Genomic DNA, 22,787 nt, shown 5'->3' on the forward strand with positions numbered 1-22,787 from the left:
TGTCCGCTATTGGCCGCCAATAGTGACCGCAACAATGTGACCATCGACATCAGGAGAGATCGTATGTTTGGAACCGCAACCCGCCCCGGCGCCACCCGTGCCCTGCTGCTGGGCTCCGGCGAACTGGGCAAGGAAGTCGCCATCGAGTTGCAGCGGTTCGGGATCGAAGTGATCGCCGCCGACCGCTATGCCAATGCCCCCGCCATGCAGGTAGCCCACCATGCCCGCGTGCTGGACATGCTGGATGGCGCCGCCCTGCGCGACCTGGTCGCCGAGGTAAAGCCCGACCTCATCATCCCCGAGATCGAGGCCATCGCCACCGATACCCTGGCTTTGCTGGAGCAGGAAGGGGTCAAGGTGGTACCGAATGCCCGCGCCACCCAGCTCACCATGAACCGGGAGGGGATCCGCCGGCTCGCCGCCGAAGAGTTGGGTCTGCCCACCTCTCCCTACCGCTTTGCCCAGAGCCGGGAAGAGTTTGACGCCGCGGTGCACGCCATCGGTCTGCCCTGCGTGGTCAAGCCCGTGATGAGCTCGTCTGGCAAGGGCCAGAGCGTGCTGCGCGATCTCGCCAGGCTGGAGGAGAGCTGGACCTATGCCCAGGAAGGGGGCCGCGCCGGGCGGGGCAAGGTGATCGTCGAAGGTTTCGTGCCCTTCGAGTACGAGATCACCCTGCTCACGGTACGCGCCGTGGACGGGATTCACTTCTGCGATCCCATCGGCCATCGCCAGGAAGATGGCGACTACCGCGAATCCTGGCAGCCGCAAGCCATGAGCGAACTGGCTCTGGCCCGCTCCAAGGAGGTGGCAGCCAAGGTGGTCGAGGCGCTGGGCGGCTACGGCCTGTTCGGGGTCGAGCTCTTCATCAAGGGTGACGAGGTGTGGTTCAGCGAGGTCTCGCCGCGCCCCCACGACACCGGCATGGTGACCCTCATCTCCCAGGATCTCTCCGAGTTCGCCCTGCACGTGCGCGCCATTCTGGGGCTGCCCATCGGCACCATCACCCAGTACGGGCCGAGCGCCTCCGCCGTGGTGCTGCGCGAAGGTCACAGCCAGGACATCCGCTATCAGGGGATTGGCGAGGCGCTGGCTCTGGTGCCGGGTGCCCAGCTGCGTCTCTTTGGCAAACCGGAGATCGCCGGTCGCCGCCGGCTCGGCGTGGCGCTGGCGCGTGCCGAAGAGTGCGACCAAGCGGTAGAAAAAGCCAAAGCGGTCGCGGCCGGGGTAAAGGTGCTGTTCTAAGCCCACTTTTTGGCACACGAAATCAAACGTTTGCCGACATGATCCAGCGCAAGGGGCATGGCAATGCCCCTTTTTCATTTGCGAGTCCGCCTTATAATCCCCCCCTTCACCTTTGTCTGGAGTACAAGATGTTAGCTGCCGTGATCTTCGATATGGATGGTGTTCTAATCGACTCGGAACCCTTTTGGCAACGGGCCCAGATGGCCGTCTTCTCCGAGCTGGGCCATCCCCACTCGGTCGAGGATTGCGAATCGACCATAGGCGTGCGCATCGATCAGCTGGTGGCCCACTGGTATCGGTTGCGTCCCTGGAGCGGCCCCAGCCAGGAAGAGGTGGTACAGCGCATCCTGGACAGGGTCAACGCCCTGATCCTGAGCGAAGGCCAGGCCAAGGCCGGCGTGCTGGCAGCGCTCGATATTATCGAGGCGCAAGGACTTAAAGTGGGTCTTGCCACCTCCTCGCCCTTTGCCATGGTAGAGGCTGTGCTCGGCAAGCTCGGTATCCGCGATCGCTTCCTGGCGGTCCACTCCGCCGAGGTGGAGCGTTTTGGCAAGCCGCACCCGGATGTCTATATCCACGCCGCCGAGAAATTGGGGGTGGAGCCGGTGCACTGTCTCGCCATCGAAGACAGCTTCACCGGTCTGCTGGCGGCCAAGGCGGCCTCCATGAAGGCGCTGATCGTGCCGGATCCGGCTTTAGTGGGCGATCCGCGTCTGGCCATTGCCGACCATCAGTTGTGCTCTCTCACCGAGCTGGATGCCGACATGCTGGCCCGCTGGGTCAAATAAGTCACAAAGGGGCGCTGGCCAATTAAGTGGCATACGCTCGCAAAGCGCTTTTTCCCGCCCCTTCGCTTCCAAAGAAGGGGCCTTCACTGACCAGACTTCCCCTCTCTTTCGCCTCTGCTGAGCAGACCCCTCACCTGTGTTTGATCCCTGTCGTAAACGTGCGCTTGCTCGCGGTCAACGCCCTCCCGGAGGGCTAGAATCAACTCAAGAAGAGGCGGCCCACGGGCCCGAGGAGGTCATCATGATCGAGTACACCAGCAAGCGCATCGTCTGCCCCCACTGTGGTCATCACACCCGGGTCGAGCTGGATGCCAGCCAGGGGGATCAGGAGTTCTATGAAGATTGCATGGCCTGCTGCAACCCCATCCATCTGCGGCTGCACCGGGATGAGGCGCGCAACTGCCTGCAACTGTTTGTGGATGCCGACGACGAACAGCTGTTCTGATTGGCTGTGACGTCAAGGACGCTGCCGTTGTGTCAACCGACGGCGCGGCGCAGGCTCTGTCCGCCAAGATTTGTCAGAAATGAACACCAACAAGAAGGGCCTGCATCATGCAGGCCCTTCTTCATTGCAGTGCCATTGCTGTGGCAACACCCTCTTCACTGGCCTTCACGGGCCGCCAGCACCCGCTCCACCGTATCGACGATGGCCTGGGTCTGGGGATCGATCTCGATATTGGTGCGCCAGCCAGCCTTGACCCAGCCGAGGTTGGTGCGAGCCAGGGTCTCGGGGATGAGGTGGACGCAGAACTCGTTGCCCCTCACCTCGCCCACGGTCAGACTGATGCCGTCGATGCCGATATAGCCCTTGGTCAACACGTATTTCATAAGCGCGGGATCAAGGCGATACCACACCTGGCGGTTGTTGGGGGTGTCGATCACCGAGGTGACCTCCGCCATGCCCATGATGTGGCCGGACATGGCGTGACCGCCGATCTCGTCGCCGAAGCGGGCCGCCCGCTCCACGTTGACCTTGTCCCCTACCTGCAAGGCGCCAAGATTGGTCAGGCGCAGGGTCTCCTGCATCAGATCGAAGCTGACCAGTTCCCCCTCCACCCGGGTGACGGTCAGGCAGCAGCCGTTGTGGGCCACGGATGCCCCCAGCACCAGCCCTTCCCCCCAAGCCGGGTCCGGCATGCGGATCACATGGGTGCGAAAGTTGGGCTGGGCGTCGATGGCCACCAGTTCGGCGGTCCCCTGCACTATGCCGGTGAACATGTCTCGTCTCCTGCTACAACAAAAATGGCAGGGTAACCTCGCGCTGGTCGCCAGACAAGCGCAACCGCTGACAAGGCGGCCCGGGCTCGCTATAGTGGCGGCCATTCATCCCAGGCTCAACAAGGAAAATTTATGCAGGTATATCAATGCTGTGAGGCTATCCGCATCGCCTACAACCAGATAGGTTCCGGCGAACAGGGTTATGTGCCCAAGGCCATCGCCGCCGCCATCCGGGCCCTTGACGCCGTCGCCTCCGATGAGCGGGTGCCCGCCGAGCTGCGCGAGCAAGCCGCCTACGCCGCCGCCAATCTGTTGATCAGCGATCACGAAGACGCCTGATCTACCCGTCAAGCCGGAGCGCCAAACGTTTCTCCGATGCCCGATTTCAGGCTAGAATGACCCTCTTTCCCTCTGCATGCCGCGTCCTGGTATGCAGAGGCCCTTTCCGATACCCGTTCTTTCCCTTTTATTTCTGATCCACTCGGAGGTGTCAGTGCAACGTTATTGGTCCGAGGCGAAGCAACTCGTTCGTCTAGCCAGCCCCATTCTGGTCGCCCAGGTGGCCCAGATCGCCATGAACTTTGTCGATACCGTCATGGCGGGACAGGTCAGCGCCGTGGATCTCGCGGCCGTCTCGGTTGCCTCCAGCTTCTGGTTGCCGATCATCCTGCTGGTACAGGGGATCATCATGGCGCTCACCCCCATCGTCTCCCAGCTCAACGGGGCCCGCAAACGGGACGAGGTGCGCCCGGCGGTGCATCAGGGCTTCTGGCTGGCCCTGATGGTGACCCCCGTCGCCATGGTGGCGCTCTACTTCAGCCCGCTGGCGCTGCAGTTCATGGACGTGGATCCCGTGATGGCGGCCAAGACCACAGGTTACCTGCACGCCATCCTCTGGGGTCTGCCCGCCTTCGTGATGTTCCAGGTGCTGCGCAACTTCAGCGAGGGGCTCTCCCACACCATGCCGACCATGGTGATCGGCTTCGTCGGGCTGGCGGTCAATATTCCCGCCAACTACGTCTTCATTTACGGTCATCTGGGCATGCCGGCCCTCGGCGGCGTCGGCTGCGGCGTCGCCACCGCCATCGTGCTGTGGGCCATGCTGCTGGCGATGATCCTCTATGTGAAGCTCTCCCGTCACTTCGCCGAAATCCGCCTCTTCTCCCAGTTGTGCGCCCCCAATGGCAGCCGGATCTGGCGCCTGTTCCGGCTCGGGTTCCCCATCGCCATGGCCATCTTCTGCGAAGTGACCCTGTTCACCGTGGTGGCCCTGATGCTGGCACCCTTCGGGGCCGAGATAGTGGCAAGTCACCAGATCGCCCTGAATTTCTCCAGCCTGGTCTTCATGCTGCCGTTGTCGATTGGCGTGGGTGTCACCATCCGGGTCGGTCACAGCATAGGAGAAGGCCTGCCGGAACACGCCCGGGTCGCCGCCCGCACCGGTCTGATGCTGGGCATGAGCGTGGCCGCCGCCACCGCCGCCCTCACAGTGCTGCTGCGCGAACCCATTGCCGGCATCTACACCGAGGATCTGCAGGTGATCACCCTGGCGGCCACCCTGCTGTTCTTCGCCGCCATCTATCAGGTCTCCGATTCGGTACAGGTAGTGGCCGCCGCCGCGCTGCGCGGTTACAAGGACACCAAGGCCATCTTCTACGTCACCATCGTCGCCTACTGGGGACTTGGGCTGCCCACCGGCATGATCCTGGGGCTGACCGACTGGGTGGTGCCCAAGATGGGGCCGCAGGGTTTCTGGATTGGCTTTATCGTCGGCCTCACCAGCGCAGCCCTGATGCTGGGAACAAGGCTGCGTTACATCTACGGGCGCTTTGCCACCCCGGAGGCCTGCACCAGCCTGTCCCGAGCGCAATAAGGGAGGATAAGGCGAAACTCGCCTGCAAAATCAACAGGCTGCGCAAGAACTGGGCAAACAGTCTCCTTTGTGAGTGCGGCCTGTTGACAGCCTTGGGGGGCATGGGTAGTATGCCGACCACGCCAGCAGTGCTGGCGTAGTGAAACGGGTTCCTGACCCGGTTCGCAAAGTGGGTTTATAGCTCAGTTGGTTAGAGCACTACCTTGACATGGTAGGGGTCGTTGGTTCGAATCCAATTAAACCCACCACTTTTCATGATGCGTCCTTAGCTCAGCTGGTTAGAGCACCACCTTGACATGGTGGGGGTCGGTGGTTCGAATCCACTAGGACGCACCATCATGAAACACTGTTATGCGTCCTTAGCTCAGCTGGTTAGAGCATCACCTTGACATGGTGGGGGTCGGTGGTTCGAATCCACTAGGACGCACCATAACAGTTTGAAAAATTTGCAGACTCAGATGTGGGTTTATAGCTCAGTTGGTTAGAGCACTACCTTGACATGGTAGGGGTCGTTGGTTCGAATCCAATTAAACCCACCACTCCCCTGCAAAAAAGTCGCCTTGCGCACCCTGCGTCCTTAGCTCAGCTGGTTAGAGCACCACCTTGACATGGTGGGGGTCGGTGGTTCGAATCCACTAGGACGCACCATTTTCTGAAAAGCCCGCTCATCGAGCGGGCTTTTTGCATTCCCTGCCCTTCCATTGCGTCATTCGTGTACCCAAGAAAAAGCCCGCGCCATCCATATCATGACGCGGGCTCGTTGCACAGTGCCTAACCATCAGGCCTGCACGGTGATCTCGTACTTCTTTATCTTGCGATACAGGGTGGCAATCCCTATCCCCAGGGCCTGGGCGGCCAGCTTCTTGTTGCCAAGACGCATCAGGGTTTCCTCGATCATCTGCTTCTCCATATTTTCAAGACCATTCTCCGCAGGCTGCGGGGCAGCCACTGATGCAGCATCCACGCTCGCCGGCATCAGCAGGCTGGCGGACGGGCTCACCACGGTGACGGGGATATGCCCCTCTTCGGACCCCAGCTGGTTACGGATGATGTTGGGAGGGAGCAGGGTGGCATCGATCACCTCCCCCGGCTGGGTGACGTTGACCAGATACTCCATCAGGTTGCTCAATTCACGCACGTTGCCCGGCCAGCGATAGCCCTTGAGCAGGGCCATCACCTCGGGGGTCAAACCCGGGTAGACGATACCAATCCGGCTGGTGTGCAAGTTGAGAAAATAGTGGGTCAGCAGCTCCACATCCCCTTCCCGCTCCCGCAGTGGCGGCAGATTGAGCGGGATCACGTTGATCCGGTAGTAGAGATCCTCGCGAAATTTGCCTTCGGCGATGTATTGATCGAGATGCTGGTGGGTGGCGGCGATGATGCGGATATCCACCGGCACAGGGCGGCTGGCCCCGATGGGAGTCACCTCCCGTAGCTCCAGCACCCGCAGCAGCTTGGCCTGCATGGTGAGGGGCATGTCCCCTATCTCGTCGAGAAACAGGGTGCCCCGATGCGCGGCCTGGATCAGCCCCTGCTTGCCCCCGCTGGCGGCACCGGTAAAGGACCCCTTTACATAGCCAAACAATTCGCTCTCCAGCAGCTGTTCTGGGATGGCGGCACAGTTGATGGCGATAAAGGGCTTGCCATTGCGCGGACTGAGCCGATGCACGGCACGCGCCACCACCTCCTTGCCGGTCCCGCTCTCACCGCAGATCAGCACGCTGGAGGGACTCTGGGCGATCCGGTGCAGCAGCCGCTTGAGGGTGCGCATCGGCTTGCTCTCGCCGATCAGCTGCTCGATGCAGTGATCGGCATCCGGCTCGCGCACCTGGCCGGAGTGGGACTGGTGAAACGCCATCAGGAACAGCTGCTGCCCCTGCACATGGTGCAACTGACCGATGATCAGCTCCTGGCGATCCTCTAGGGTGATAATGTGCTGCAGATGGCCGTTTCGCCCGTGTTGGGCGAAGGTGAGCGGCCGGATGCCGAGCTCGCGCCCCAGCAACTGTTCCTGCTTGCAGCCAAGCTGCTTGAGCGCCACCTCGTTGGCATAGCGCACCTGACTCTTGTCATCGAGCAGCAGACAGCCCTGATCCATGTTGGCCATCAGATCGAGAAACACCTTGTTGACCCCGTCCGACAGGCCATGGGAGTCGAACAGCTTGGCCACGAAGATGGCGGAGATGTGGCGCACGTAGTCGCACACATCCTGCAGGTTGTTGCTGAGCCGCTCCTGCTGTTCGGGGTTGAAAGCCACCAGGCTGATCACCCCGATGCAGCGCTCCTCCACCATGATGGGGATGCCGAGGAATGCCCGCTCCCGGCAACTCTCCTTGCAACTGCAGCCATCACACACGGGGTCGTCGCTGGTATGGGTGACGATCTTTTCCCGCTGGTTCTCAATCACGTAGCGCAGCAGCCTTGAGTCACCCTCCAGCTGGCGGCCGAAGAATTTGCCATAAGGGCCGGTTCCGGCCACCCGCACCAGATTGTCGTCGACAATCTCGACTTCCAGTTGCAGCACGCTCGCCAGCATCTTGGCAAAGCGCAAAATGGTTGGCTGGATCTGCATCAGCAGACAGGGGGTATTCACGACGCGCATCCATTGCTCCCTTTTTAATTATCTCCCCCTAAAGGGAGTCATGCTGGCCAGATACTAAGGGATTTCAACGGACACAACTTGGGAGGGGATCACGAAAAGTAAAATGGAGGGGCCGAACTTGCGCCTAAAAAACAGCCATAAAATCGACAAAATGGTGAATTATCAGAATTGTATTCTGCTTATGATGGCAAGTGCAGCGCCAGCCAAACCGAGAGCGGAATCACCAGCAAGGAGAGCAGATTGCCCCCCAGCACGATACTGGCCACCTTCTCCGGCTGGCAGCGGTACTGCTCGCACAGCATGTAATTAAGCACCGCTGGGGGCAGGGAAACCGACAGCATCAGCAGCGGGATCCATTCAGCTTTGAGGGGCAACAGCCAGATGGCGAGCAAGAGCGACAGGCCACCGGCCAGCAGATAGAGCAGGTTGCAGCGCAGGGCCAGCCCCAGGTGATCCAGCTCCCCCTCCATCAGGCGGATCCCGAGGGCAAACAACATCAGCGGCACCGAGATCTGGCCGAGCATCGACACCGTCGTCACCAGATATTCAGGCAGCGGGATCTGCAGGTTGGCCACCAGCAAGCCAGCCAGGGCCGCCCAGAGCACGGGGCTGCGCAGCCAGAGCCAGCGGGAGGTATTGGCCGACAGGATAAACATACCGACCGAGAAGTGAAGCAGGTTGGAGAGCACAAAGAGGATGACGATGGCCCCCAACTGCTGTTCGCCAAAGGCCAGCACCATCAGGGGGATACCCAAATTCCCGGTGTTGCGAAACATGGCGGGCAAAATGAGGGCCGCCCGCTCGACGCCGTCCAGCCTGAGCATAGAGAGCAGCAGCCCGGGCAGCAGAATCACCAGGGCCCCTGCCCCGATCAGCGGCAGATTGTCCCCCAGCGCCAGCGGGTACTTGACCAGTGCCGAGAAGACCAGCGCCGGAGTAAACAACTCTATGTTGGCCAGGTTGACATAGCCAAGCGCCCCGCCCGGTCGCAGCCTGCCATAGAGGGCGCCGAGCCCGATCACACCGAACACGGGAATGACGATATTGAGCAGGGCGCTGAACACGGGCGAATTCCGTTACAGTTCGCGGGCCGGCTTGCCCATCAGCAGCAGCGGATCCAGGGTCACTTCCCGGGCGCCATTGCTGATCCAGAGCTGGCTGTCGGAGATGGTACAGGTGAGCTGCATGGTACGCTCGACCATGGCGGTGAGCGCCAGGGTCTGGCTCTCCGCAAGTTCGATGATGCTCAGGTTGTCATGCAGGCTCAGTTTGCCCTGGTTTTGCTTCCACCAGACGCTGGTGCCACGCCCGCCGTAGAGATAGAGCACGACCTGGCGCGAGCGGTTGCAGGCCTTCTTGAGGCGCTTCTCGTCGGGCTGTCCCAGTTCAATCCAGAGCTCAATCTCGTCCGAGTAATTCTTTTCCCAGAGTTCGGGTTCATCGTCGGCGCTCAGACCCTTGGTAAATTCCAGTCGCTCTGCGGCATGCCAGGCAAACGCCGCCAGCCGGATCATCATCCGCTCGTCCGTTTCGGAAGGGTGGCGCGCCAGGGTGAGGGAGAAGTCCTGATACAGATTGCGATCCATGTCAGACAAGCTGATCTGGGCCTTGAATACGGTTGCCTTGAGAGCCATAAAAAACCTTGAAAACCTGGGTAAGAGACACGTGAATGGAGATACGGGCGCCAGTGTAATCAAATTAGCGACAGGGTTCGACCACAGAAATCAAAGATTTGGCCACACCGGCTTCGAAAGAAGCTGAAAAAACAAATGCCAGTCCGAAGACTGGCATTTGGCGGCATTGCAGAAGCGACTCACTTCTCGGCGGACTCGACCCCGAAGGCGTTGAGCAGCACACAGCAGGTGACTGCCACGGCTACAAACCCACTCAGGAAGATAAAGGGCATGACCCCATATCCCAATACGGTCCAGATAGTGTGTTCAAGCAGACTCATAATGTGGTCCTTTCGTCCTGTGAAATGCGTGTTCCTTTTTCGGCGGATAGTATCTCCGCTCTTGATAAGTCTATTTGACCCTAACCCGTTGCTGAGTCCTATGCCACCAAAGTAATAAATGCGGGGTATATTTGCGCTAGATCAATTTTTAGGGTGTATTTCCTTTCAACTCAAGGGATTAGTTGCCATTGACAGCCCTGACAAGAAGACGGAAACCGGAAACGGGCATAAAAAACGCGCCAAAGGCGCGTTCTTGAGAGGATGACGAGGTGACTCAGTTGTCACACAGGTCGATCGGCATGTCCTGACGCAGGCGCGTCCAGAGCTTGCCGGATTCGATGCCGTACTGGCGCACCGTCATGAAGACTGCTTCGTGATCGTGGGTCTCGGCCAGGTTCAGCAAGGTCTTGTAATAGGTGTCCGCAGTTTCGCGCGCCTGCTTGTCGGAGAAGTAGTAACGCCCTACCCGGCTATACAGCCCCTTGAATCCGTTGAGGATCAGGGCATAGATGGGATTGCCGGAGGCAAACGACAGCTGGTGATGGAGACGATAGTCGAACTCGGCATAGGCCTCGGCCGTGTTCTCCACTTCGGCGGCGCCGCGCAGGATCTCGGCGGCTTGCTCCGGATTGTTACGGATGGCACCACGAATGAAGATGGTGCAGATGTTGGTGCGTGCCGACAGCAACTGGGCGACCAGATCCGGCACCTTGTCCTGATCCAGACGGGCCAGGGTCTCCAGAATATTGAGACCGGAGGTTTCCCAGAAGTTGTTTACCTTGGTCGGTTTGCCATGCTGTATGGTCAACCAGCCGTCACGGGCCAGACGCTGCAACACTTCCCGCAGGGTTGTGCGTGTCACCCCGATCAGCTCGGACAATTCACGCTCTGCAGGCAGAATGGATCCGGGAGGAAAGCGATTGTTCCAGATGGACTCGATGATGTATTCCTCGGCAAACCCTGCAGGGCTCTGCGCTTTTATGACCATGAAATGACTCTGTTGTAATACGTAAAAAGGCCCACGAATCATATCAAAGCAAGGAAGGCTGGCAAGCAGAAGGTCAGTCCTCTGCTCACATATGGCAAAGAAAATGTTATTAATTTGTGTTAAAAATCGATAGCGGTGCCAGTCAGCGCTGGTTATGTGGTGATAAAACCATCACTTCCAAGATCTTGGCCCAACCTTTGTATATAATCGTTCCGCTTTTTGATTAAAATCACGTGTAATTATATAGATACGGGCCAACATCCGGACGTACAGGTCAAGTACCCTTGACTGCATAGACGCAGATCCTAACAACAACGCTGAGACCCATCATCATGCCAATAAGCCTAGGGCAGGCATTTGCCAAGAACTTCTTGGGCAATGCGCCACAGTGGTATAAACAAGCCATCCTGCTGTTTCTGATCATCAACCCCATCGCCTTCCATTTCGACCCCTTCATTGCAGGCTGGTTGCTGGTTGTCGAGTTCATCTTCACCCTGGCCATGGCCCTCAAGTGTTATCCCCTGCAACCGGGCGGTCTGCTGGCCATCGAGGCCGTGCTGATCGGCATGACATCAGCTGACCAGGTCAAGCATGAGCTGGTCGCGAACATAGAGGTACTGCTGCTGCTGGTATTCATGGTAGCGGGCATCTACTTCATGAAACAGTTGCTGCTCTACGTGTTTACCAAGCTGCTGATCGGTGTGCGCTCCAAGATACTGCTCTCCCTCTCCTTCTGCCTGGTATCTGCCTTCCTCTCTGCTTTCCTCGACGCCCTGACGGTCATTGCCGTGGTGATCAGCGTGGCCACCGGTTTCTACGCCATCTACCACAAGGTCTCCTCCGGCAAGGAGTTTGGTCATCACCACGACCATACCGATGATCAGGAAGTGGCTGAACTCAACCGCCAGGATCTCGACGATTTTCGCGCCTTCCTGCGCAGCCTGATGATGCATGCCGCCGTCGGTACGGCACTGGGGGGCGTCTGCACCCTGGTGGGTGAGCCGCAGAACCTCATCATCGGCGAACAGGCCGGCTGGCACTTCGGCGAATTTGCCATCCGCATGGCGCCGGTCTCGCTGCCGGTCTTCATCTGTGGTCTGCTCACCTGCGTGCTGGTCGAGCACTTCCGCCTGTTTGGCTACGGCACCCGCCTGCCCGTCAACGTGCGCAAGATCATGGAGGAGTACAACCGTTATGAAGAGGCAAAACGCAGCCAACAGGACAGAGCCAAGCTCATCGCCCAGACGGTGATCGCCGTCTGGCTGATCGTCGGGCTGGCGCTCCACCTGGCGGCCGTGGGCCTTATCGGTCTCACCGTCATAGTTCTGGCCACTTCCCTGACCGGCATCACCGAAGAGCATGCCCTCGGCAAGGCGTTTGAAGAGGCGCTCCCCTTCACCGCCCTGCTCGCCGTCTTCTTCAGCATAGTGGCCGTGATCATCGATCAGGAGCTGTTCAAGCCGGTGATCCAGTGGGTGCTCTCGGCAGATCCGGATCACCAGCTGGCGCTCTTCTATATGGCCAACGGCCTGCTCTCCATGGTCAGTGACAACGTCTTCGTCGGCACCGTCTACATCAACGAAGTGAAAACGGCCCTGCTCAATGGAGCCATCAGCCGCGAACAGTTCGATCTGCTGGCGGTGGCCATCAACACGGGCACCAACCTGCCATCTGTGGCCACCCCGAACGGTCAGGCTGCTTTCCTGTTCATGCTGACTTCGGCGCTGGCCCCCCTGCTTCGCCTCTCCTATGGCCGCATGGTGTGGATGGCATTGCCCTACACCCTGGTGCTGGGTCTGGTCGGTTTCGCCGCAGTGGAAACCGTGTTGACGCCCCTGACCGAGTGGTTTTACCAGCAGGGCTGGCTGATTGTTCCGCAGGGGGCTGCCGTAGTCGCCCCGGCGCTACACTGATCCTGTCGTACTCCAATGACAAGGGCCCGCTAGGGCCCTTTTCTTTTGTCCCCTGCTCTGCTCTAATTCAGCAACTGTTTCTTCTGTGAGATCAATGAGATGATCGCGTTTCTCCGCCGCTTGGCCAGCAACCGCCTGGCCTGGGGACTGCTGGCGGCCTCCGCCCTGTTCCTCGAACTGTGTGCGCTTTTCTTCCAGCACATACTTGGACTGCATCCCTGCGTGATGTGTGTCTACGAACGGCTTGCGACACTGGGTGTCCTTTGCGCCGGCCTGCTCGGCATGATTGCCCCCGAGAAGTGGTACCTGCGCTGGAGCGCCATGCTGCTATGGGGTTACAGCGCCTTTCGCGGTCTCCAGCTGGCGCTGCAACATGTCGACTATCAGGTCAACCCCTCCCCGTTCAACGTCTGCAGCCCTTATGCCGACTTCCCGAGCTGGGCGCCGCTCGATCAATGGATCCCCTGGCTCTTCTTCCCGGATGGGGATTGCGGCGAGATCACCTGGCAGTTCTTGAGCTTCTCCATGCCCCAGTGGCTGGTGGCCATCTTCGCCGCCTACCTGCTGGTGTTTACCGTAGTGGCCATCGGCAATCTGGTGAAGGGTCGCTGCTGTAGTTGAGGCATCCGGCCTGCGCGCCAGAGCAAGTACCACAGAAATAGGGGAGCCTTTATGGCTCCCCTATTTTGTTTGTCTTGCTGGCCCAGGCACTATGATGAGGCGACTCAGCTCACCTGCACCGGACTCATTTTCGCGCGGATAACCCCGACCACCATGGGCAACAGGGAGATGCCTATGATGCCAAAAATCAGCAGGGTAAAGTTGTGACGCACCAGCGGCAGGTTGCCAAAGAGGTGGCCCGCATAGACAAACGACAACACCCACAGCAGTCCGCCCACCAGATTGAATGCCAGGAAGCGTGGATAAGTCATGGCCCCCATGCCTGCCACGAAGGGGGCAAAGGTGCGCACAATCGGCAGGAAACGGGTGATGATAATGGTCTTGCCGCCATGTTTGGCATAGAAGCCCCGGGTCTTCTCCAGATAGTCCCGCCTGAAGATTTTCGAATCCGGCTTGCGAAACAGCTGCTCGCCGAAGAAGTGACCAATGGTGTAGTTGACCACATTGCCGAGCACGGCGGCGAGAGTCAGCACACCGGCCAGGGTATGCACATCCAGCACGCTGTCAACGGTGAGGGCGCCAGCGGCAAACAGCAGGGAATCGCCGGGCAGAAACGGCGTCACTACCAGTCCGGTCTCGCAGAAGATGATCAGGAACAGGATGGCATATACCCAGATGCCATAGTTTTCAAACAGCTCTTTCAGATGAACGTCGACGTGCAGGATAAAGTCGATAGCAAACAGGATCAGATCCATTTTTTGATACTCGTGAAGTGAACGGCGTGGAGTCTACGCCAACCCATGCAGGGTCACAATCACGAGACAGGTCTCATTATTTCCCTTCCGCAAAAAAGCCAGACAAAACCGTTTTCGGCTCCCAAGCCGCGTTGATGCGGGTTACAAGCCCCTCAGGAGCCCTCCTCCAGACCATCACGTACCGAGGCCGGCAAGCAGCGTTCCCAGCCCCACAACAGGAGCAGCAGCAGGGTCGCATCGTCGAGCCAGCCAATCAGCGGTACCAGATCCGGCACCAGATCCACCGGACTCAAGCCATAGAGCAGGATGAGGATCACCAGCCCCCTGGCCCACCAGGGGGTGGCCGGGTGGCGAAAACCGAGGTAGAGGCGGCGCACGCGCCGCCAGATGAGCCAGTGTCGGGTACTCATGATTCTATCAACTCGCCGCGCAGTTGCTGGATCTGATCCCGCAGTGCCGCCGCCTGTTCGAACTCCAGATCCCGGGCATGCTGGAACATCTGCTCTTCCATCCGCTTGATCTCCTTGGCGATCTCGCTGGCGGAGCGGGCATGGTACTCCCCTTGCGGTTCGGCCGCCTTGCGACTTCCCTTGCCGCCCTTGCCAGCGCTGCGGCTGCCTCCCATGTCCATCACATCGCCGATGGCCTTGTTGAGCCCCTTGGGGGTGATGCCGTGCTCGAGGTTGTAGGCGTGCTGCAGGGCGCGGCGCCGCTCGGTCTCTTCGATGGCCACCTTCATGGAGTTGGTGATGGTATCCCCGTAGAGAATGACCTTGCCGTTGAGGTTGCGGGCCGCACGCCCTATGGTCTGGATCAGGGAGCGAGTGGAGCGCAGGAAACCCTCCTTGTCCGCGTCCAGGATGGCCACCAGGGACACCTCCGGCATGTCGAGGCCTTCGCGCAGCAGGTTGATCCCCACCAGCACATCAAAGGTACCCAGGCGCAGATCGCGAATGATCTCCACCCGCTCCACGGTGTCGATGTCCGAGTGTAGGTAACGTACCTTGACGCCGTGATCCGCCAGATATTCGGTCAGATCTTCGGCCATCCGTTTGGTGAGCGTCGTCACCAGCACCCGCTCCTCCACCGCTACCCGCTGGCGGATCTCGGAGAGCAGGTCGTCCACCTGGGTGGTCACCGGGCGTACTTCCACTTCGGGATCGAGCAGACCGGTAGGACGCACCACCTGCTGCACTACATCACCGCCGGATTTCTCCAGCTCGTAGGGACCGGGGGTTGCCGAGACAAACACCGTCTGCGGCATCAGCGCCTCGAATTCATCGAACTTGAGGGGGCGGTTGTCGAGCGCGGAAGGGAGCCGGAAACCGTACTCCACCAGGGTCTCCTTACGGGATCTGTCCCCTTTGAACATGGCGCCGATCTGCGGCACCGTGACGTGGGATTCGTCGATGATGAGCAGACCATCCCCCGGCAGGTAGTCAAACAGGGTGGGCGGTGGCTCCCCCGGCGCACGACCGGAGAGGTAGCGGCTGTAGTTCTCGATGCCGGAGCAGTAGCCCAGCTCCTGCATCATCTCCATGTCGAACTGGGTGCGCTGGCTGATCCGTTGCTCCTCCACCAGCTTGTTGAGCGACAACAGCTGCTCACGACGGCTTTTAAGCTCCTCCTTGATATGTTCAATGGCACCGAGGATGGTTTCGCGCGGAGTGGCGTAGTGGGTCTTGGGGTAGATGGTGTAGCGCACTACCGTCTGCTCGATGGCGCCGGTCAGCGGGTCGAACAGGGAGAGGCGCTCCACCTCCTCGTCAAACAGTTCCACTCGCAGGGCCAGCTTGTCCGATTCGGCGGGATAGATGTCGATCACCTCCCCCCGCACCCGGAAGGTGCCGCGCTGGAAGGCCATGTCGTTACGGGTGTATTGCAGCTCGGCAAGACGGCGCAGGATGTCCCGCTGGTTGATCACATCTCCCACTTTGAGGTGCAGCATCATGCTGAGGTAGGCCTGAGGATCTCCCAGACCATAGATGGCAGACACCGAGGCGACAATCACCACGTCACGCCGCTCCAGCAGGGCCTTGGTGGCCGACAGCCGCATCTGCTCGATGTGATCGTTGATGGAGGCATCCTTCTCGATGAAGGTGTCGGTGGTCGGCACATAGGCCTCGGGCTGGTAGTAGTCGTAGTAGGAGACGAAATACTCCACCGCATTGTCGGGGAAGAACTCCTTCATCTCGCCGTAGAGCTGGGCCGCCAGAGTCTTGTTGGGAGCCAGGATCATGGTCGGGCGGTTGAGAGTCGCGATGACATTGGCCATGGTGAAGGTCTTGCCCGAACCGGTCACCCCGAGCAAGGTCTGATGGGCAAGGCCGGACTCGATACCGTCGAGCAACTGGGCAATGGCCTTGGGTTGATCCCCGGCGGGTTGAAACTGGCTGGCTAATTTGAACAACTTGCTCATGGAGACTCCCGACACGAAACAGCAAGAGAGCAGTGTAACCGAGTGATCCGCACCGGTACACCCGCACCATGATGCCGTCGGTGGCTTGACCGGTGAAGACACCTTCTGTATGATACTCCTCCTTGCCTGATGTTCCCCCGTAGTTCAGTCGGTAGAACGGCGGACTGTTAATCCGTATGTCACTGGTTCGAGTCCAGTCGGGGGAGCCAATTCCTCACCATCTCGGTGCAAGTTATCCACTTTAGTGCTCTCTTCTGCCAATTTTAATGCACAAGATCCTTCTTGTTGCTGACGATCCCTTTTTTCACCGCGCACGGCTCTTCAGAGTTTTCTTCTGTTGCATCTAAGTATTTGATTTTAATGTAAACATTTTTCATGCGGTATTTTTTGTACAGCCCTTGCAGCCCAGTATTGGCGCGGCTTTCGGGCCGATGAACAGGATTCATAAACAGGGTTATCCACAGATTCTGTGGGTAACTGCAGCAAACCCTGTCCCGATGCGGGTTCACCCGTTATCACGGCTTTTCGGGCCATGCTCCGAGGGGCAACCTGATTTTATGCTGTTTTGTACATGCCCCCCTCCCCCCTGCCCAAACGACACTTTTGTTCCTTTTTGCAGATATCTTTTGTCTACCCCAGCAGTGCTGGGCGAGCAGCCAACATGATGGTCGTTTGCTTCCCATATCACCCTGTTTCGCTACCGGTTGAATCTGCTGAAACCGCTCCTTCCAAAGCGGGCCAACAGCAGAATCTAAAGTTATCCTCCTCACTGTCCAGCTCCCCCTTGCGTCAGCATTTTTCACTCATTGACACGGGTCTGAACAGCAAAAATCGCCACCTTTGCACCGATACGCTCCCGATCCCTCTCTGGCAAGCCGTCACAGCCCCTCGTAACTGTTGATTAATCGGTTCCTTGCGCTTCTTTATTGGTGACAGATCCGGCACAATGTCCGCCCCACTTTTTTCCTCGGTTTTTCCGGGCATGACCATAGATTTCGTGACACTGCTACATCAAAGCGACTCCCTGCTCCTGTTCGTGGTGCTGGCCTTCGGCCTGCTGCTGGGCAAGGTGCGCCTCGGCAACTTCCAGATTGGCAACACCATTGGGGTGCTCTTCACCGCCCTGCTGTTTGGCCAGATGGGCTTCCAGTTTTCCACCTCCACAGAGAACGTCGGCTTCATGCTGTTCATCTTCTGTGTAGGCATCGAGGCCGGACCCCACTTCTTCAGCGTCTTCCTGCGCGACGGCATCCACTACATCACCCTGACCCTGGTGATCCTGCTCTCGGCACTGCTGCTGACCGTGGGGCTGGCCAAGTTCTTCAACCTGGGGCCTGGCATGGCGGCAGGCATTCTCGCAGGCTCGCTCACCTCGACCCCGGCGCTGGTCGGTGCCCAGGATGCCCTGCGCAGCGGCCTGCTTAACCTCCCTCACCAGACCGATATGCAATCGGTGCTCGACAACATGGGCATCGGTTACGCCCTGACCTATCTGGTGGGGCTGGTGGGCCTGATGCTGGTGGTGCGCTACCTCCCCTCGCTGGCGCGACTCGATCTCAATACCGAGGCGCAGAAGATTGCCCGTGAACGGGGCCTCTCAGACAGCGATAATCGCAAGACCTATCTGCCCATCATCCGCGCCTATCGGGTCGGCCCCGAGCTCGCCGCCTGGATCGGCGGTCGCACCCTGCGCGAAACCGGCATCTATCCCCATACCGGTTGCTATGTGGAGCGGATCCGCCGCAACGGCATTCTGGCCAGTCCCGATGGTGACGCTGTCATCCAGGAAGGGGACGAGATCGCCCTGGTGGGCTACCCGGAGAGCCACGAGAAGCTCGACGTCAACTATCGCAACGGCAAGGAGGTGTTTGACCGCAACCTGCTTGATCTCCAAATCGTCACTGAAGAGATAGTGGTGAAGAACGACGCCGTGGTGGGTCGCCATCTGGTGGAGCTGAATCTCACCGAGAAGGGGTGCTTCCTCAACCGGGTGGTGCGCTCCCAGATCGAGATGCCGTTCGATCGCAACATCATGCTGCAAAAAGGCGACGTGCTGCAGATCAGCGGCGAGAAGCAGCGGGTCAAGCTCCTGGCCAACAAGATCGGCTTTATCAGCATCCACAGTCAGACCACGGATCTGGTGGCCTTTACCACCTTCTTCGTGCTGGGGCTGCTGATTGGCTCCGTCTCCCTGGTATTCGGCCAGATCGAGTTTGGCCTCGGCAACGCCGTCGGCCTGCTGCTGGCCGGGATCCTGATGGGGTATCTGCGGGCCAACCACCCCACGGTCGGCTATGTACCGCCGGGCGCCCTGCGTCTGGCCAAGGATCTCGGCCTCGCCGTCTTTATGGTGAGCACGGGTCTCAAGGCCGGTGGTGGCATTCTGGACCACCTGAGCGAAGTCGGTGGCGTGGTGCTCTTGTCCGGCATGCTGGTGACCACCCTGCCGGTGCTGGTGGGCTATCTGTTCGGGGTCTGGGTGCTGAAGATGAACCCGGCGCTGCTGCTCGGCGCCATCACGGGGGCCCGTACTTGCGCTCCGGCCATGGATGTGGTCAACGAAGCGGCCAACAGCTCCATTCCGGCGCTCGGCTACGCCGGCACCTATGCGGTGGCCAACGTGATGCTGACCCTGGCGGGCTCCTTTATCATCGGCTTCTGGTTCTAGCCGCCCTTATCTTGTCATTGCAACCAATTAGCGTATGAAGGGGAGCCAGTGGCTCCCCTTCTTGTCATCGTCCCCCCTACACTGGGGTGATGCCGCCCTGAGCAAGACCACTCACCGCATAACCCCCCCGCCCAGACCGGCATATGACAAGCTCTGCTTGCTCTGCTTGCTCTGCTTGCTCTGCTTGCTCTGCTTGCTCTGCTTGCTCTGCTTGCTCTGCTTGCTCTGCTTGCTCTGCTTGCTCTGCTTGCTCTGCTTGCTCTGCTTGCTCTGCTTGCTCTGCAAACAGCCAAACAAATCGCAGCCACAAAAAAAGCGCCCTGAGGCGCTTTTTTATATCAACCCGATGATCAGGCTTTGAACTTGCTGAACACCAGGGAAGCGTTGGTACCGCCAAAGCCGAAGCTGTTGGACATAACGGTGTCGAGGTCAGCCTCTTCGTACTCGCGCACGATGGGCAGCCCTTCGGCCTTCTCGTCCAGGTTCTCGATGTTGATGCTGGGGGCGATAAAGCCATGTTGCAGCATCAGCAGGGAGTAGACGGCCTCGTGCACACCAGCGGCGCCCAGCGCATGGCCGGTCATCGCCTTGGTGGCGGAGAGCTTGGGCGCGTTGCTGCCAAACAGGGTCTGGATGGCTTCCAGCTCCTTGGTGTCACCGACCGGGGTAGAGGTACCGTGGGTGTTGATGTAGTCCACCTTGCCGACACTCTGCATCGCCATCTTCATGCAACGCACGGCGCCTTCGCCGCTCGGGGCCACCATGTCGTAACCATCGGAGGTCGCACCGTAACCGGTGATCTCGGCATAGATGTGGGCACCACGGGCCAGGGCGTGTTCCAGCTCCTCGACCACCAGGATGCCGCCGCCACCGGAGATGACGAAACCGTCGCGATCCGCATCATAGGTACGGGACGCTTTTTCCGGGGAATCGTTGTATTTGGTAGACAGCGCGCCCATGGCGTCAAACTGGATGGTGGAGGACCAGTCCAGCTCCTCGCCGCCACCAGCGAAGACGATATCCTGTTTGCCAAGCTGGATCAGTTCCAGAGCGTGGCCGATGCAGTGGGCAGAGGTCGCGCAGGCGGAGCTGATGGTGTAGTTGACACCCTTGATCTTGAACGGCGTAGCCAGGCAAGCGGAGGTGGTGGAGGACATGGTGCGCGGCACCATGTAGGGACCCACGCGCTTGACCCCTTTCTCACGGGCGATGTCGCAAGACTCGGAGGTGTTCTTGCCGGAGGCGCCGCCGGAGCCGGTCACGATGCCGGTGCGCTCGTTGGAGACCTGATCTTCCGGCAGGCCGGCATCTTCGATGGCCTGCTGCATGGAGAGATAGGCATAGGCCGCAGCGTCACCCATGAAACGCATGACTTTACGGTCGATCAGTTCAGACGGATCGAGTTTGATGTTACCCCAGACACGGCTGCGCAGGTTGTGTTGCTCGAACTGCTCGGAATAGGTGATGCCGGATTTGCCTGCTTTCAGGGAGGCCAGCACTTCTTCCTTGTTGTTGCCGATACTGGAGATGACGCCGATACCGGTGATCACTGCTCTTCTCATTAATTCATCTCGTCTGGAAAAACTGGCGCCAAGTCTACCCGCTTTCGGCTGCCAAACTGGTCTGCTTTCACGTAGAATGCCCGCGATTTTGTGACGCGAGCCGAGGAAAACGTGAGTCAAACATCCTTACATCATGCCCGATTGGACTGGAACGAGGCGGGTACTCCAGTCTCCAGTGACTTCGGGGATGTGTACTTTTCCAATGATAACGGTCTAAGTGAAACCCGCTACGTCTTTTTGCAGCAAAATCAGCTGCCAGCGCGATTTTCGCACCATGATGGTGACACTTTCGTGATCGGTGAAACAGGTTTCGGTACAGGTCTTAACTTTCTGGCGACAATGAAAGCCTTCCTGGAACAGACGTCCCAATCCGGTAACGCCCTGCGTCTTCACTTCATCAGTTTCGAAAAATACCCCCTGACCCGGGACGATCTGCGCAAGGCCCTGGACGCCTGGCCCGAGCTGGCACACTTCAGCCAGGATCTCGTCAAACAATGGCCACTGCCGGTATCCGGTTGCCACCGCCTGCACTTTGCCAGCGGACGCATCCGCCTCGATCTCTGGTTCGGCGATATCAAGGACATGTTGCCGCAGGTGCCCCATCAGGCCGACGGACTGGTGGATGCCTGGTATCTCGATGGCTTCTCGCCGGCTAAAAACCCGGAAATGTGGACTCAGGCTCTGTTCGACGGCCTCGCCCGTCTCGCCCGCCCCAGCGCCACCCTCTCGACCTTTACCTGCGCCGGTTTCGTGCGCCGGGGACTCATCGCCGCCGGCTTTGCCATGAAGAAGGTGAAGGGGCACGGCAGCAAGCGGGAAATGCTGGCCGGCGAGCGGATAGACAAGCAGCCACAGCAGACCATAGCTCCCTGGTATGCCCGCCCGGCCGGGCGGGAGGGGGACGTGCTGATGATAGGCGGCGGCATCGCCTCGGCCATGACGGCGCTCTCCCTGGTGGAGCGGGGCCGCAAGGTGACGATCCTGTGCGAAGATGGCGAGCCGGCCTGCGGCGCCTCCGGCAACCGGCAAGGGGCCTTGTATCCGCTCCTTAACGGCGAGCACGACGCGTTGTCGCGCTTCTATTCGCTCGCCTTTGGCCATGCCAGAAACCGCCTGCTGGCCCTGGCCGAACGTCACCCCATCGCCTTTGATCTGTGCGGCGTGACTCAGCTCGGTTATGACGACAAATCCGCCGCCAAGCTGGCCAAGATGAGCCAGGGCCCCTTCCCGCCCGAGCTGATGCACCCATTATCTGCAACAGAAAGCGAAGCGGCTTGCGGTTTGCCCTCGGGCCATGCCGGGGTCAACTATCCGCTGGGAGGCTGGCTCTGCCCGGCCGATCTCACTCGCGCCGCCATCGAGGAAGCCCAGGCAAGCGGTCTGCTGCAAGTGGAATACGGCGCCCGAGTGGTCAGCATCGGCGAGCAAAGCGATGGCTGGCGAGTGATGAGCCATGACGGTCGCCACTGGCAGGCCCCCAATCTGGTGGTGGCCGCCGGCCACCAGTTGCCCGCCCTGCTCCCCTTTGCCGAACTGCCGCTCTATCCGGTGCGCGGTCAGGTAAGCCATATTCCGACCAGCCCAGCACTCGGTCAGCTCAAGACCGTGCTCTGCTACGACGGCTATCTCACACCGGCCCACAACGCGCATCACTGTATCGGGGCCAGCTATGGTCGCAACCAGACCAGCCTCGAATTTCGCGCCGATGAGCAGGTCCAGAACCGGACCAGATTGCAAGCTTGCTTGCCTGGCCAGCCCTGGCCCGATGAGGTAGACGTAAGTGGTAACGAGGCGCGGGTCGGGGTACGCTGCGCCAGCCGGGATCACCTGCCCGTGGTCGGCCCCGTGGCCAGATTGCAGGGATTGGCGGATCATTACGCCGGGCTGCATGGGGATCGACAAGATGCCGCGCCGCTGCCACTTTACCCGGGTCTCTATGTACTGGGCGCCCTCGGCTCCCGGGGCCTGTGCTCGGCACCGCTATGCGGCGAGTTGCTGGCCAGCGAGATCTGCGGCGATCCCCTCCCCCTGGCAGCCGATCTGCTGGAGGCGCTCCACCCGGCTCGTTACTGGGTGCGCAAGCTGCTCAAGGGCAAGTCGCTGGCCTGAATCCCGCACTGCCAGCCATAAACAACAAGGCCGCCCAATGGGCGGCCTTGTTGTCGTCGGTACCAATCCATTGAT

Annotated in this window: 21 protein-coding genes and 6 tRNA genes; 15 read left to right on the forward strand and 12 right to left on the reverse strand. The window is 59.8% G+C overall.

Annotation, left to right across the window (positions count from 1 at the left end; genetic code table 11):
* Positions 1 to 63: 63 nt before the first annotated feature.
* The 3 genes from purT to MRK42_RS11245 all read left to right on the forward strand — a co-directional run bounded on the left by purT (position 64) and on the right by MRK42_RS11245 (position 2,475).
* Positions 64 to 1,242 carry a formate-dependent phosphoribosylglycinamide formyltransferase gene (purT, locus tag MRK42_RS11235; RefSeq protein ID WP_338609915.1) on the forward strand — a complete coding sequence of 393 codons (1,179 nt, stop codon included), beginning with the start codon at positions 64 to 66 and terminating at the stop codon, positions 1,240 to 1,242.
* Between the two features lie 128 nt (positions 1,243 to 1,370).
* Positions 1,371 to 2,030, forward strand: a complete 660-nt coding sequence (gene hxpB, locus MRK42_RS11240) for a hexitol phosphatase HxpB (RefSeq protein ID WP_338609917.1) — start codon at positions 1,371 to 1,373, stop codon at positions 2,028 to 2,030.
* 241 nt (positions 2,031 to 2,271) lie between these two features.
* Positions 2,272 to 2,475 carry a CPXCG motif-containing cysteine-rich protein gene (locus tag MRK42_RS11245; RefSeq protein ID WP_026457488.1) on the forward strand — a complete coding sequence of 68 codons (204 nt, stop codon included), beginning with the start codon at positions 2,272 to 2,274 and terminating at the stop codon, positions 2,473 to 2,475.
* A gap of 155 nt (positions 2,476 to 2,630) precedes the next feature.
* Here MRK42_RS11245 and MRK42_RS11250 read toward each other — a convergent pair whose 3' ends face one another.
* Positions 2,631 to 3,248 (reverse strand): riboflavin synthase subunit alpha, encoded by a 618-nt coding sequence (locus MRK42_RS11250; RefSeq protein ID WP_338609920.1) that lies wholly within the window; start codon positions 3,246 to 3,248, stop codon positions 2,631 to 2,633.
* A 132-nt stretch (positions 3,249 to 3,380) separates the two neighbouring features.
* On the opposite strand from MRK42_RS11250, the gene MRK42_RS11255 reads away from it, so the two are divergent.
* From MRK42_RS11255 to MRK42_RS11285, 7 genes are all read left to right on the forward strand, one after another.
* Entirely contained in the window at positions 3,381 to 3,587 is a 207-nt protein-coding gene (locus tag MRK42_RS11255; RefSeq protein WP_026457486.1) for a YaeP family protein, read from the forward strand.
* Between the two features lie 154 nt (positions 3,588 to 3,741).
* Entirely contained in the window at positions 3,742 to 5,121 is a 1,380-nt protein-coding gene (locus MRK42_RS11260; protein WP_124240204.1) for an MATE family efflux transporter, read from the forward strand.
* A 171-nt stretch (positions 5,122 to 5,292) separates the two neighbouring features.
* Positions 5,293 to 5,369, forward strand: a tRNA-Val gene (locus MRK42_RS11265).
* Positions 5,370 to 5,380: 11 nt separating this feature from the next.
* A tRNA-Val gene (locus tag MRK42_RS11270) sits at positions 5,381 to 5,457 on the forward strand.
* A gap of 17 nt (positions 5,458 to 5,474) precedes the next feature.
* Positions 5,475 to 5,551, forward strand: a tRNA-Val gene (locus MRK42_RS11275).
* Between the two features lie 32 nt (positions 5,552 to 5,583).
* A tRNA-Val gene (locus MRK42_RS11280) sits at positions 5,584 to 5,660 on the forward strand.
* Between the two features lie 32 nt (positions 5,661 to 5,692).
* Positions 5,693 to 5,769: transfer RNA gene (locus tag MRK42_RS11285), tRNA-Val, on the forward strand.
* Between the two features lie 130 nt (positions 5,770 to 5,899).
* On the opposite strand, the gene MRK42_RS11290 is transcribed toward MRK42_RS11285, so the two are convergent.
* The 5 genes from MRK42_RS11290 to fadR form a co-directional block, all read right to left on the reverse strand.
* Positions 5,900 to 7,723 carry a sigma 54-interacting transcriptional regulator gene (locus MRK42_RS11290; RefSeq protein WP_338609925.1) on the reverse strand — a complete coding sequence of 608 codons (1,824 nt, stop codon included), beginning with the start codon at positions 7,721 to 7,723 and terminating at the stop codon, positions 5,900 to 5,902.
* Between the two features lie 179 nt (positions 7,724 to 7,902).
* Complete coding sequence (locus tag MRK42_RS11295) at positions 7,903 to 8,787, reverse strand: AEC family transporter (protein WP_338609927.1); 885 nt, start codon at positions 8,785 to 8,787, stop codon at positions 7,903 to 7,905.
* A gap of 12 nt (positions 8,788 to 8,799) precedes the next feature.
* Positions 8,800 to 9,357 carry a YaeQ family protein gene (locus MRK42_RS11300; RefSeq protein ID WP_338609929.1) on the reverse strand — a complete coding sequence of 186 codons (558 nt, stop codon included), beginning with the start codon at positions 9,355 to 9,357 and terminating at the stop codon, positions 8,800 to 8,802.
* A 179-nt stretch (positions 9,358 to 9,536) separates the two neighbouring features.
* Entirely contained in the window at positions 9,537 to 9,677 is a 141-nt protein-coding gene (locus MRK42_RS11305; protein WP_082037484.1) for a TIGR02808 family protein, read from the reverse strand.
* A 274-nt stretch (positions 9,678 to 9,951) separates the two neighbouring features.
* A complete protein-coding gene (gene fadR, locus MRK42_RS11310) occupies positions 9,952 to 10,665 on the reverse strand; it encodes a fatty acid metabolism transcriptional regulator FadR (protein WP_042026044.1) in 714 nt (237 codons plus the stop codon).
* 332 nt (positions 10,666 to 10,997) lie between these two features.
* Here fadR and nhaB point away from each other — a divergent pair, with 332 nt between their 5' ends.
* Positions 10,998 to 12,578 (forward strand): sodium/proton antiporter NhaB, encoded by a 1,581-nt coding sequence (gene nhaB / locus MRK42_RS11315; protein ID WP_061477489.1) that lies wholly within the window; start codon positions 10,998 to 11,000, stop codon positions 12,576 to 12,578.
* Positions 12,579 to 12,677: 99 nt separating this feature from the next.
* Positions 12,678 to 13,199: a disulfide bond formation protein DsbB gene (gene dsbB / locus MRK42_RS11320; protein ID WP_042026041.1), complete on the forward strand. Its 522-nt coding sequence runs from the start codon at positions 12,678 to 12,680 to the stop codon at positions 13,197 to 13,199.
* A gap of 104 nt (positions 13,200 to 13,303) precedes the next feature.
* On the opposite strand, the gene MRK42_RS11325 is transcribed toward dsbB, so the two are convergent.
* The 3 genes from MRK42_RS11325 to uvrB form a co-directional block, all read right to left on the reverse strand.
* Positions 13,304 to 13,954, reverse strand: a complete 651-nt coding sequence (locus MRK42_RS11325) for a DedA family protein (RefSeq protein ID WP_042069224.1) — start codon at positions 13,952 to 13,954, stop codon at positions 13,304 to 13,306.
* 152 nt (positions 13,955 to 14,106) lie between these two features.
* Positions 14,107 to 14,364, reverse strand: coding sequence for a DUF1232 domain-containing protein (locus tag MRK42_RS11330; protein WP_042069223.1), 258 nt, complete (start codon positions 14,362 to 14,364; stop codon positions 14,107 to 14,109).
* Complete coding sequence (gene uvrB / locus MRK42_RS11335) at positions 14,361 to 16,373, reverse strand: excinuclease ABC subunit UvrB (RefSeq protein WP_338609936.1); 2,013 nt, start codon at positions 16,371 to 16,373, stop codon at positions 14,361 to 14,363. The genes MRK42_RS11330 and uvrB overlap by 4 nt, the downstream gene beginning before the upstream one ends.
* A gap of 133 nt (positions 16,374 to 16,506) precedes the next feature.
* Between uvrB and MRK42_RS11340 the strand changes: the two genes are divergently transcribed.
* Positions 16,507 to 16,582: transfer RNA gene (locus MRK42_RS11340), tRNA-Asn, on the forward strand.
* 54 nt (positions 16,583 to 16,636) lie between these two features.
* On the opposite strand, the gene MRK42_RS11345 is transcribed toward MRK42_RS11340, so the two are convergent.
* Positions 16,637 to 16,819 (reverse strand): hypothetical protein, encoded by a 183-nt coding sequence (locus MRK42_RS11345; RefSeq protein ID WP_338609938.1) that lies wholly within the window; start codon positions 16,817 to 16,819, stop codon positions 16,637 to 16,639.
* 536 nt (positions 16,820 to 17,355) lie between these two features.
* Between MRK42_RS11345 and MRK42_RS11350 the strand changes: the two genes are divergently transcribed.
* The gene (locus MRK42_RS11350; protein WP_042026458.1) at positions 17,356 to 19,041 is read left to right on the forward strand and encodes an aspartate:alanine antiporter; all 1,686 of its coding nucleotides are present in this window, start codon (positions 17,356 to 17,358) and stop codon (positions 19,039 to 19,041) included.
* Between the two features lie 111 nt (positions 19,042 to 19,152).
* On the opposite strand, the gene MRK42_RS11355 is transcribed toward MRK42_RS11350, so the two are convergent.
* Positions 19,153 to 19,338: a hypothetical protein gene (locus MRK42_RS11355; RefSeq protein WP_338609941.1), complete on the reverse strand. Its 186-nt coding sequence runs from the start codon at positions 19,336 to 19,338 to the stop codon at positions 19,153 to 19,155.
* Between the two features lie 53 nt (positions 19,339 to 19,391).
* A complete protein-coding gene (fabB, locus tag MRK42_RS11360) occupies positions 19,392 to 20,603 on the reverse strand; it encodes a beta-ketoacyl-ACP synthase I (RefSeq protein WP_224209732.1) in 1,212 nt (403 codons plus the stop codon).
* Positions 20,604 to 20,693: 90 nt separating this feature from the next.
* Between fabB and mnmC the strand changes: the two genes are divergently transcribed.
* Positions 20,694 to 22,712: a bifunctional tRNA (5-methylaminomethyl-2-thiouridine)(34)-methyltransferase MnmD/FAD-dependent 5-carboxymethylaminomethyl-2-thiouridine(34) oxidoreductase MnmC gene (gene mnmC, locus MRK42_RS11365; protein WP_338609944.1), complete on the forward strand. Its 2,019-nt coding sequence runs from the start codon at positions 20,694 to 20,696 to the stop codon at positions 22,710 to 22,712.
* Positions 22,713 to 22,787 lie beyond the last annotated feature (75 nt).

The sequence above is a fragment of the Aeromonas sp. 19NY04SH05-1 genome (assembly GCF_040581895.1).
GTDB classification, from domain to species: domain Bacteria; phylum Pseudomonadota; class Gammaproteobacteria; order Enterobacterales; family Aeromonadaceae; genus Aeromonas; species Aeromonas enteropelogenes.